We start from the raw sequence: 9,787 nt of genomic DNA, 5'->3' as shown, positions 1-9,787 counted from the left end.
CAGATACTTCTGGTGTAGCACTTGCTGCAGCATTAAAAGCAGATGAATGCCAAATCTATACCGATGTAGATGGCGTTTATACCACTGACCCACGCGTTGCACCAAAAGCGAAAAAAGTAGACCGTATTTCATTTGAAGAAATGCTGGAAATGGCATCACTTGGTTCTAAAGTTCTACAAATTCGTTCGGTTGAATTTGCAGGAAAATACCAAGTGCCTTTACGCGTATTATCAAGTTTTGATAATGACGATGATGGCGCATTCGACGAAGACTTTAAAAAGAATGTCGGAACACTAATCACCACTGAGGCGGAAGACAACATGGAACAACCAATTATCTCCGGTATCGCATTTAACCGTGACGAAGCTAAACTTACGATTCTAGGTGTTCCTGATGAACCAGGTATTGCATCTAAAATTTTATCGCCAATTGGTAATGCCAACATTGAAGTGGATATGATTATCCAAAATGTTGAAGAAGATGGTACGACTGACTTCACCTTCACGGTAAACCGCAGCGAACTTGCAAAAGCAACAAAAATTCTTCAAGAAACTGCTCAAGCTATTGGTGCACGCGAAGTTGCTACACGTGATGACATTGTGAAAGTGTCAATTGTAGGTGTGGGTATGCGTTCACACGCAGGTGTTGCAAGTAAAATGTTTACTGCTCTGGCTGATGAAGGCATCAACATTTTGATGATCTCAACTTCAGAAATCAAAATTTCTGTGATTATTGAAGAAAACTACCTAGAACTTGCTGTACGTTCTCTACACACTGCTTTCGGTTTAGACCGTGAACACGGTGAATCAAGCGCACGTGCTTAAGCAATCTTGCGAAAAACTTGTCATTGTCTGACAGTTTTTGCAAAAGACTACAAAAATCAGGGGCCACTATAGTTTTTTCTATAGTGGCTCTGTTATATTAAGCCCGAGGCTTTCTTAAATTTAGATGAATGTTATACCTAATGTCACTAGATATCTAAAAATTCAAGTGTCATGCGGTTGTATTAAACATTTGTTTAAATTTTTTTAAATACAAAAAATTATGTATTTTACTTTAGGGCTTGTTGAGAATTAACAAAGGCTACTGATTAATTTATAATAGTACTATGGATAGATACATACTTACTGATGCCCAATGGGCAAAAATGGAACCTTTTTGCCTAGGTAAAGTGACCGATCGAGGTCGTAGTGGAAAAGATAATCGATTATTTTTAGAAGCAGTCCTATGGATTGCCCGTACAGGCAGTCCATGGCGTGATCTACCTCCTCATTTTGGTAAATGGAATACCGTCTTTAAAAGATACCGTGATTGGGTGAAAGCTGGTGTATTTGAAACTATTTTTGCATCTGTAAATGAAGATGTTGATTTGGAATACGCCATGATTGATGGAACGATTGTTAAAGTTCATCGACATGGGCAAGGTGCAAAAGGGGGACTTTCAAACAGTCTATAGGTAAATCTCGAGGTGGAATGACCTGTAAAATTCTTGCCTTAGTGGATAGTCTAGGCAACCTTATTAAGTTTCGATTAATGCCTGGTCAATATCACGATTTAGTAGAAACCAAACCTTTAATTGAAGATGTTGATTTTCAAGCATTACTAGCGGATAAAGCATTTGATGCAGATTGGCTCATCCAAGAACTCAATGAACGTAAAGTGAAAGTGGTGATCCCACCTAAATCTAATCGAAAAGTAATGAGAGGATTTGATACGATTATGTATAAATGGCGTCATCTCATTGAAAACTATTTCTGTAAGTTAAAAGAATTTAAACGTATAGCGATGCGTAGTTGTAAAACAGATACGAGTTTTGAAGCCATGATTCAACTGTGCGCGAGTTTAATTAACTCTCGGTAATTCTCAACAGACCCTAGAGCTTATACAAAATCATCTTTTAAAATATTGTTTTTTCATATATTTAAAATTTTTTAACCACCCTAAAAAACAGCAAAAGCCGACATTGAAACAAGTCGGCTTTTTTATGAGCAGGTTTGATACCTCTTGCCAATAAAGTCGATCAATGTTTAGGGTGTGTTGACACTTTTAGCTTAAAAAAATAGCGAAGTAGTAAAATCAAATCGCCAAACCCAATTTTACTATTCGCTATGCCTCGTACCATGCTGACAGATCAACACTGGCAAAAGTTGAAAGTTATTCTGCGTAATTTATCCATTCACCACAACTCAAATTTACGCAATTTTATTGAAGCTATTCTCTATAGAATTAGAACAGGCTGTCCGTGGCGAGATATTCCTTGTTGTTTTGGTCATTCAAACTCTATTTTCAAACGTTTTAATCGTTGGTCAAGCAGCGGTAAGTTACTTAGATTATTCAAATTACTAGCCTCATGCCCCGATATGGAGTGGATTTTTATTGATGGCTCTCATGTACGTGCTCATCAACATTCTGCCGGCATAGCGAATCAATCTATTTCTAAAAGTGTAGGAGGAAACTCCTCAAAAATACATTTGATTGTTGATGCACATGGCAATCCTATTGATTTCATGATTACCGATGGAACCACACATGATATTAAAGTTGCACCTGATTTAATATCAACATTAGATTTAAAAGAGACAAAAGTGGTATGTGCAGATAAAGGCTATGATTCAGAACCACTGCGTGAACAGATCAGGAAAACAGGGACTAAAGCGAATATACCAAAGAAAACAAATAGCCAATCGAACAATGACCATATGGACTGGTATTTATATAAAATCAGGCATTTAGTTGAAAATATGTTTTGTAGATTAAAGCAATTTAGAGGAATAGCTACTCGATATGACAAGCTCAAAAGAAATTATCAAAGTTCTGTTGCTTTAGCCTGTATATTTTTATGGCTACCTTTATAGGGTTAATTATGAACAGTAAATGTCAACAGACCCTAATCGAATAAAAAATGAAGCAAAAAAAACCTGCAACTTGGGGAAGGTGCAGGTAGAAAACTGATATTAACTATCATGGAGAACTTAATACCAAGTAATATACTCGGTTTATATTGAGATCTCATTTACATTTTATTCCAAATTATCTAGCAACAAAAAAAAGTCCTTCAAATGATGAACTTTTTGCGGTAATTAAGTGAATTTCTATAACTTCGTCCACTATAGCAGAAATACGACATATACCATGATCAAGGTCAAGTTAGAATATTCTCAATTTGCACTTCTAGCTTTGCTTTAATACTATTCACTTAAGCAATTAAAATAATTGATCTAATGTCTGAACCTCAGTTTTCTCTTAGTGATTACCTATCCACAGTACAGGAAGTAATTCAAATTACTTTCAATGAGCCTGTATGGGTGAAAGCTGAGATCCGCAATCTCAATATTAAGGGTGGACATTACTATCTTGAGTTAGCTGAAAAGGATGAAAACACCGATAAAGTTATAGCAAGTTGTAAAGGCACCATTTGGAAATTTACAGCACAGAAAATGTGTGCTTAAGTTTGAAAGAGAAAGTGGTGTAGAACTTTCAAAGGATTTAAATGTCTTGGTAAAAGTCAGAGCCAAGTTTGATCCTCAGTATGGCTTTTCAGTGAATGTTGAAGATATTAATTCAAGCTATACCCTTGGAGACATTGCACGGTGCTATCAACAAATTTTAGAAAGACTTACCTCTGAAGGCTTATTAAATAAAAACAAACTCGACTGCGGTCTCCTGAAAATTGACTCTGGCGGTCTGTGTGCCTTGCATGCCTACAGCTTGCCAGTGAGCTGAATCAATCGAGATCGATGATGGGTTTAAGTCAATAATGCAGAGCTGAGATTTCCCTTGTTGATCTTTAAAACTGATTAATGCTTTATGAATCAATTCAGCACCTGAACACCACTGCTTAACTCCATGACAAAGCCCATTTTTGACCTGTAACGGCGCTGGTCCACCATCGGCAGCCCAAACAGCCCATGTCTCCTCATCGATTTCTTTTTCATAACCGAGTTCATGCAAAATACTTAAAGCATCAAAATGGGACTCAAAAAGCTTAGCTAAACTTAGGTCAAAGCCAGCTATCTGAGCAAAAATTTGCCAGCGTTGATAGGTTTGTCCCGAAGCAGGTTCAGGCAATCGTCCAACAGAATGAATCAACTGTTTCAACACAATTGGACGTTGACTTAATTTTTCTTCAGCTGAGTACTGCTCAAAGCGATTTAATATGTCTAAAGTTGAGCCTTTTATAAATATTTTTCTATTCATTCTTAAAATGTTAATTCAAATGAGTTTATTTAAATAATAATTGAAAAAATCCGTTTAGTTAAATAGATAAATTGTAATGAAAAGATACTTATTTAACTATTTATTTCGTTTTGTTTCATTGTTAACTAAACAGTATTTTTAAGTGAATCTATAAAATCATCATGTAAGGATTATTTAAAATCCAACAATTATGAGGAAATATGCAGTAGCTTAAAGTCTTACGTATTGTAATGTTTATAAAAGAAGTTTAAGAAATGAGTACTTTAAATATTCAAGATATTAAAAAACATTCAGATGTTATTGCTTCTTGTGGTACAAAAGTAGGAACAGTTGACCATCTTGAGGGTGATAATCAATTAAAACTTACTCGAGATGAAAATGATCAACATCATTTAATCCCAACAGGCTGGATTGGTGAGGTCAAAGATGACAAAGTAGTTCTGATTAAAAATTCAGAAGAAGTTAAGCAACAATGGCAAGCTATTTAAATTATCCTAAAATAAAGAGTACGGCTAGACTTTGATCGTACTCTTTATTTCTTTGTAAGTAATTTCAAAAAATCCCTAATCCTTCGCAATGTCCGTTTGAATCATAGGTGTTTCATTTCATACTTGTAAAAATAGCTAGATGCAATCTATTTGTCATAGACTACATCTATTCTGTATAAATTAATAAGTTAGCCTACTCTTATTTAAAATTACTGCCTAAGAATGGGAAAATATACTCAACTACTTTTTGCGTAGCCCATAAACCAATCTCTTGGTGATGTTGATGTGGAGCTAAATATGGCATCAATTTGCTAATTTTATGCCCAGTATTTGTAGATATCTGAATTTGCTGCTGTAACAGCGATAATTCTTTTTCTGACAAATAACTAAAATCATTTAGTTCTATAAAGTTTTTTATATATTCTGTATTTACTGGGTTAATGCGTCTACTTAAATTAGCACCCGCAATCCAATCATAAATAAAAGCTTTTTCTGCAGCAGAGAAAACACCAAACATTTTCCCATCTTCTTCATTGATCATTTTCCAAAATCGGCTATGTTCAGGATCTTCATTAAGCTTAATCCATCCTATTTTTATTAGCTCAAGAATGAATTCCTCAACCTGCTCTTCTTCTGATAGCCATGAATTTACAGACTTATTCTTAAACTTGCATTTCTCATTATGCATGTGCTTTCCAACCAAAGCTTTGCTCTTGAAAATGTCCAGAACCACTCGCTCAGTATTTAGGTTCTTTATTATTTGAACTGAACTAACTCCCCGATTATTCAACAAAAAGCCTATCTTTAATTTACGAATAAATTCGGATTGATTAGGGTAGCGTTTGGCTAAACATTTAATCGCATTTGTAGCTAATTGAGCATGCCCATTATCAAAGTTATCAATTGTAATGTGTAGGTTAAAATATTTGGAATCAATACCTAACTCTTTAAGTTCATAATTTGTAATCAGTAAATGAAGTGGTAGTTGTTCGTATCCAAAATTAAAACCTGCAATCTCGGGTATAAAATCTGATGGAGCATAAGCTAAAGCCAATTGTATTGCTGACTGGTGATAATATTCATCAGGCAAATTCATCGAAAATTGATGAAGACCAAGTGATAGAAGTAATTTATTGAAAAGTTTTACATGGTTACTTTGGCTAGAACCTAACCCCAACTCCTCAACATATATTTGTATAAAGTCTCTAAAAGCTGGATCATTCCAGTACTGCGTAAAGCTATAAAGCCAAGCACCGTCTACACGTTTGGTCGGTGCTACTTTGTATAAAAATTCATAAGCTTTACTTGTAGTTCCAAAAAACTCCCTTGCACTCCCATTTTCACGCCTTTCTAAGTACTCTTTGTAATGCAAGAATTGTGTTTTATTTTGTTTCTGCATCCAGACTGCCAATTGATCAACATTAGTAGGAAAATCAGAGAAATCACTATCCAAATGAAGTATTTCGTTTTCTAGGAAATGATAAGCTTTCAACTCTTTTGCAGAACGTGACATTGATGGATCTAAAAAAAATTGTGTTATTTCAAAATATTTCTGATGGGCATCGGTTATTAAATTTAAAATTCTCTCTTTTACTGCAGTAGGCATTATAATTCTCTCGCGGTAAATAACTTATACCAACATAATTGACACTTGCACTTAATTAATTAACAACTTTGAAAAGAAACGTTAACAAATGTAATCCTTTAGTTTATTTATTTTAAAATACAAAAATTTAAGTAAATAATTATAATATTTGAAATAAAGAAACATTTCACAATCTGTGATATAAATCACACTCATTGGAATTAAAAAAATTATGGTGTTTAAAATTAGTAAAAAGCATTATATCTAATTTATAAAATTTTTAACTTTATTTATTGAAAGTACAAGCACCGTTATTATTCCTTTCGTTATTTCATTGATCCAACACAGATTTTTATTTTTTCAAATTCAAAAAAATCAATAAATTACAAACACAAATCCAATCAAAAAGATATAAATCTGAATTAAGAATAAAATTTAACATTGTTAGCCTTTTGTAAAAAACAAAATATATATTTCCATTTATTATCAACACCTAAACCTTTAAAACAAACACAATTTAACTCAAAAATTAAAATGTAACACCTCTGATGTTTTTTAAAACACGGCAGAGTAAAACTTGAAGTGCGACATAAACCACCTAATTAATTTAAAGGGTTTATGGAGTCTATAAAATTGTCATACCATCATCTTAACTTTGAAGATCGTACTGCATTAATGCTTGAGTCAAGAAAAGAAGGCTTTTCAGCCAGAAAATTTGCTGAACTCATTAAAAGACATCCTAGTACGATCTATCGTGAGCTTAAAAGAAATAGCATCAATGACGTTTATCAAGCTCGATATGCTTCTGATAACACCTTCGCTAGACGTAGACGTGGTCACAGAAAACTCAAAATCGATTCAATCCTCTGGAAATTTATTGTTGAAGCGATCCGTTGTTTATGGTCTCCTCAGCAAATAGCAAAGCGTTTAAAGACATTTCCTGATTTGGATCAAACAATGAATGTAAGCCATACAACGATTTATTCAACGATACGAGCATTACCAAAGGGTGAGTTGAAAAAAGACTTATTATCCTGTCTGCGTCATGAAAATAAAAAGCGAAAAGCTAACGGTGAACCTAAAAAAGATTCTATATTACAGGATATTAAAACTATTCATGAGCGCCCAGCCGAAGTTCAAGAAAGAAAAATACCGGGTCATTGGGAAGCTGATTTAATTAAAGGTAAAGACAATAAAAGTTCGATAGCAACACTTATTGAACGAAATACACGGCTCTGTATCTTGGCAACATTACCTGATGCAAAGGCAGAATCAGTGCGCAAGGCTTTAACTGAAGCTCTGAAATATTTACCTGCAGAACTGCGTAAAACGTTGACCTATGACCGTGGACGCGAGATGTCAGAACATAAAATACTCGAAGAAGATTTAGGCATAGATGTATATTTCTGTGACCCACATTCACCTTGGCAAAAAGGCACATGCGAAAATATGAATGGTTTAATTAGGCAATATTTACCTAAAGGGATTGATTTAAATCAGGCAGATCAGCATTATTTAAATCAAGTTGCCATGTCACTGAATACTCGTCCTAGAAAGGCGTTAGATTGGCTTACACCATTAGAGAAATTTGCTCAGCTTGTTGATTATCATATGGCTTTTGAAACTGTCGCACCTCATGTTTGAATTCGCCGTAAAACTCTTACCACTTCTTTAGGTGTTCCCGTAGCTGATAATCAAAATAGTCTAAAAATTAATGAGAAAGGCCCTACTCTTCTCGAGGACTTTCTTCTAAGGGATAAACTTATTCATTTTGATCGTGAGCGTATTCCAGAACGTGTTGTACATGCTCGAGGGGTCGGTGCTCATGGTTACTTTCAAGCTTATACCGGTAATGAAAAATGGACTAAAGCCAAGTTCCTAACGGACACAAATAATCAAACCCCTATCTTTGTCCGTATTTCTACAGTTCAAGGTGGGCGAGGTTCGGCTGATGTCGTTCGAGATGTACGAGGTTTTTCTATAAAATTTTATACTGAAGAAGGAAATTATGATTTGGTGGGGAATAATATCCCTGTCTTCTTCATTCAGGATGCTATTAAATTTCCGGACTTTGTTCATGCAGTAAAACCAGAAGATGCCAATGAAGTTCCAACTGGTCAATCTGCCCATGATACTTTCTGGGATTTTATTTCTTTAAACACCGAAGCATCACATATGACTACTTGGATAATGTCTGATAGAGCAATTCCAAGAAATCTACGCTCTATACAAGGTTTTGGTGTTCATACATTTAGATTGATTAATAAGAATAATGAAGCATTCTTAGTGAAATTCCATTGGACTCCAAAGCAAGGGGTAGCTCAAGTCGTCTGGGATGAAGCCCTAAAAATTAATGGCAAAGATCCCGATTTTCACAGACGTGATCTGTGGGATGCTATTGAGCGTGGCAATTACCCGGAATGGGAATTAGGCGCACAAATTTTCGCTGAAGAAGATGCAAAACAATGGGACTTTGATGTCTTAGATGCTACAAAATTAATCCCAGAAGAACTTGTACCAGTCACTCCACTAGGTAAATTTGTTTTAAACAAAAATACAGATGATTTTTTCGCAGAAACAGAACAAGTTGCTTTTAGTCCTGCAAATATTGTCTCAGGTATAGATTTTAGTAACGATCCCCTTTTACAAGGACGGCTGTTTAGCTATACGGATACTCACTTACACAGACTAGGTACGGTAAATTTTAATCAAATTCCAATTAACAAACCCGTTTGTCCTTTTCATACGAATAGACGAGGTGGTTATGCTAATCACGAAGTTTATAAAGGAAAGGCAAATTATGAACCTAATTCTGTTGATGAAAATTGGCCAAGAGAATCACCTAATGACAGTGGTGCCTTCAAGACACATACTGAAGAAGTACAAGGCAGCAAACTAAGAGTTCGACCAGAAAGTTTCGCTGATCATTTCTCGCAAGCCACAATGCACTACCATAGTTTGGAAAAACATGAACAACAGCATATTAAGGATGCATATTCTTTTGAATTATCTAAGGTTAAATCGGAAGATATCCGCAGACGTGTAGTTTACGCTGTCTTAGCTAATATTGACTTGGACTTAGCTGAATATGTTGCTAAAGAGTTAGGTATTAAAACTCCCCCTAAACAGCAAGATAGTCTGCACCAACCCGTAATTGCATCTTCGAAAAGATTAAGTACCTCATCTTTTCCTGCATCTGATATTAAACAGCGAAAAATTGCCTTGCTCGTTCATGACGGTGTAAATGCGTCATCAATAGATGATATTAAAATATGGGCTGAAGCAGAAAAAGCTATTGTGGAAACTTTAGCACCGAACGCAGCCCCTGTTAAATCTAGTGATGGCAATGAAATACCAGTAGATGGAAGACAAAATGGCGAGCCTTCAGTGACTTATGATGCCGTAATCGTGATTGATGGGAATAATTTAGAAGTATTTAAGGCTGATGGAGTTTCTAAACATTATGTATTAGAGACATATAAACATCTCAAGCCCATTGTTTTCCTGGGTGATAAAT

9 protein-coding genes are annotated in these 9,787 nt (G+C 35.0%); 7 read left to right on the top strand and 2 right to left on the bottom strand.

The genetic code is table 11. The annotated features are described in order from the left end of the window. The 4 genes from ABWW28_RS26845 to ABWW28_RS26830 all read left to right on the top strand — a co-directional run. The coding region (locus tag ABWW28_RS26845) for an aspartate kinase (RefSeq protein ID WP_353392864.1) at positions 1 to 824 on the top strand (824 nt) is incomplete at its 5' end. Positions 825 to 1,108: 284 nt separating this feature from the next. Further along, positions 1,109 to 1,860, top strand: a protein-coding gene (locus ABWW28_RS26840; RefSeq protein ID WP_151837326.1) for an IS5 family transposase whose coding sequence is annotated in 2 segments (ribosomal slippage) — positions 1,109 to 1,445 and positions 1,445 to 1,860 — 753 coding nt in all. Because the reading frame shifts where the segments join, the coding sequence is not laid out codon by codon here. Positions 1,861 to 2,108: 248 nt separating this feature from the next. Further along, a complete protein-coding gene (locus ABWW28_RS26835; RefSeq protein ID WP_064537862.1) occupies positions 2,109 to 2,855 on the top strand; it encodes an IS5-like element ISAba31 family transposase in 747 nt (248 codons plus the stop codon). A gap of 366 nt (positions 2,856 to 3,221) precedes the next feature. Beyond that, the gene (locus tag ABWW28_RS26830) at positions 3,222 to 3,449 is read left to right on the top strand and encodes an exodeoxyribonuclease VII large subunit (protein ID WP_004981658.1); all 228 of its coding nucleotides are present in this window, start codon (positions 3,222 to 3,224) and stop codon (positions 3,447 to 3,449) included. Between the two features lie 184 nt (positions 3,450 to 3,633). Here the strand turns inward: ABWW28_RS26830 and ABWW28_RS26825 are convergent, their stop codons facing one another. Beyond that, positions 3,634 to 4,197, bottom strand: coding sequence for a hypothetical protein (locus ABWW28_RS26825; protein ID WP_353392861.1), 564 nt, complete (start codon positions 4,195 to 4,197; stop codon positions 3,634 to 3,636). A gap of 254 nt (positions 4,198 to 4,451) precedes the next feature. On the opposite strand from ABWW28_RS26825, the gene ABWW28_RS26820 reads away from it, so the two are divergent. After that, a complete protein-coding gene (locus tag ABWW28_RS26820; protein ID WP_279733226.1) occupies positions 4,452 to 4,685 on the top strand; it encodes a DUF2171 domain-containing protein in 234 nt (77 codons plus the stop codon). Positions 4,686 to 4,884: 199 nt separating this feature from the next. On the opposite strand, the gene ABWW28_RS26815 is transcribed toward ABWW28_RS26820, so the two are convergent. Continuing rightward, positions 4,885 to 6,291, bottom strand: coding sequence for an iron-containing redox enzyme family protein (locus ABWW28_RS26815; RefSeq protein ID WP_353392858.1), 1,407 nt, complete (start codon positions 6,289 to 6,291; stop codon positions 4,885 to 4,887). Positions 6,292 to 6,888: 597 nt separating this feature from the next. On the opposite strand from ABWW28_RS26815, the gene ABWW28_RS26810 reads away from it, so the two are divergent. Together ABWW28_RS26810 and ABWW28_RS26805 are read left to right on the top strand one after the other, a co-directional pair. Next, on the top strand, positions 6,889 to 7,914 hold the full coding sequence (locus tag ABWW28_RS26810; RefSeq protein WP_353392856.1) for an IS30-like element ISAba125 family transposase: 1,026 nt from the start codon (positions 6,889 to 6,891) through the stop codon (positions 7,912 to 7,914). Next, positions 7,915 to 9,787: catalase (locus tag ABWW28_RS26805; protein ID WP_353392866.1), on the top strand; the 1,873-nt coding region annotated here is incomplete at its 3' end.

Source organism: Brucella sp. NBRC 14130 (assembly GCF_040371715.1).
GTDB lineage: Bacteria > Pseudomonadota > Alphaproteobacteria > Rhizobiales > Rhizobiaceae > Brucella > Brucella intermedia.
Note: the sequence above shows the minus strand (reverse complement) of the source record. Positions and strands in the feature narration are given on the sequence as shown.

Bases quoted from the DNA above. Each gene is read 5' to 3' on its own strand.
- ABWW28_RS26835 (WP_064537862.1), top strand. From the start codon at position 2,109: ATGCCTCGTACCATGCTGACAGATCAACACTGGCAAAAGTTGAAAGTT.
- ABWW28_RS26830 (WP_004981658.1), top strand. From the start codon at position 3,222: ATGTCTGAACCTCAGTTTTCTCTTAGTGATTACCTATCCACAGTACAG.
- ABWW28_RS26825 (WP_353392861.1), bottom strand. From the start codon at position 4,197: ATGAATAGAAAAATATTTATAAAAGGCTCAACTTTAGACATATTAAAT.
- ABWW28_RS26820 (WP_279733226.1), top strand. From the start codon at position 4,452: ATGAGTACTTTAAATATTCAAGATATTAAAAAACATTCAGATGTTATT.
- ABWW28_RS26815 (WP_353392858.1), bottom strand. From the start codon at position 6,291: ATGCCTACTGCAGTAAAAGAGAGAATTTTAAATTTAATAACCGATGCC.
- ABWW28_RS26810 (WP_353392856.1), top strand. From the start codon at position 6,889: ATGGAGTCTATAAAATTGTCATACCATCATCTTAACTTTGAAGATCGT.